Raw genomic sequence first — 306 nt, forward strand, 5'->3', positions numbered from 1 at the left:
AGGACAGGCTCCGACGGTCGACGCCACCTCGCTCGACGTCATGTACTTCGGCGGCGATGCGGCCACACTCAAGCAGCATCAGGACCTGGTCGCCAAACTCGAGATCACCTCGCAGCAGCGCTCGCCGGTAATCAGCCTGGCGCGGGTCGAGCAGATCGGCTATGCGCGTTACGACGCGCTCTACATTCCGGGTGGGCACGCGCCGATGCAAGACCTGATCCGCAGCGCCGCGCTCGGACGCCTGCTTGCCCACTTCCACCAGGCCGGCAAGACGACCGCGCTGGTGTGCCACGGCCCGGCGGCGCT

1 protein-coding gene is annotated in these 306 nt (G+C 68.0%); it reads left to right on the plus strand.

Annotated elements, in window-relative coordinates:
• Positions 1–306: DJ-1/PfpI family protein (locus F2P45_RS34975; RefSeq protein WP_187367269.1), on the plus strand; the 306-nt coding region annotated here is incomplete at both ends.

It is taken from the genome of Massilia mucilaginosa (assembly GCF_011682145.1).
Taxonomy (GTDB): Bacteria; Pseudomonadota; Gammaproteobacteria; order Burkholderiales; family Burkholderiaceae_D; genus Telluria_A; species Telluria_A mucilaginosa.